This window comes from Staphylococcus sp. GDX8P54P (assembly GCF_017893165.1).
Taxonomy (GTDB): domain Bacteria; phylum Bacillota; class Bacilli; order Staphylococcales; family Staphylococcaceae; genus Staphylococcus; species Staphylococcus borealis.
This window is the reverse complement of the sequence record NZ_JAESMM010000087.1, coordinates 1-706: the sequence shown is the minus strand read 5'-3', so window position 1 is coordinate 706 and position 706 is coordinate 1. Positions and strand designations below refer to the sequence as shown.

General features: G+C 36.1%; 1 pseudogene. It reads right to left on the bottom strand.

Annotated features, from left to right (window positions below):
• Positions 1-706, bottom strand: a pseudogene (locus KA909_RS13370) (phage tail tape measure protein); the annotation flags it as partial.

The following is a 706-nucleotide window of genomic DNA, read 5'->3' as shown; positions in this document are numbered from 1 at the left end:
TCCAGTTTTAATTGCAGCACCAAATCCGGCTACAACTGGCAATGTGAAGTACATTGACATGTTTGAACCAACGTTACGCATTGATGATCCTACGTTATTAATCGAATCTTTATACTTGTTTACTGTTTGAATACCTTTACCAAATCCTGAACCACTCAAATATTGAGCCTGTTTTTGCTCTTGTGCCAATCGTTTATAGCTTTGAGTTGTTTCATCAATTTCGGTTTCAAGTTCATTCATCTTGATTTTTTGTTGTGTAATAGCACTAGCCAATTCTCGTGCTTCTTGACTGTTTTCACCTTGAGCATTTGCAACATGCTTATACTGAGCACTCAATTCACGTAACACTGTACGTTGCTTAGTTAAATTACCACTTAAAGTGTCTAAATGAACTTTATAAGCTTTAACACTTTCGCCTGCACGTGCAAGATTACTTCTTGATAGAGATAGAGTATCATTAAATTGCGTCATCTTTGCTCTGATTTGAGCCATAGAAGAGATACCTTGCTTTTGTTCCATCTCAAGACGATTATGTGCTTGTGTAGTTTGTGTAAGTTGACCGTTTAACTCTTTTAACTTCACACGTTCTTCAGTTAATTTAGCATTCAACTGTTGCGCTTCTTGACTTGTAGCACCATATTGCTTTTTAGCATAGTCATATTGTCTAGATAAATTTTGAACAATGAGTTGTTGTTGCTTCATGCCA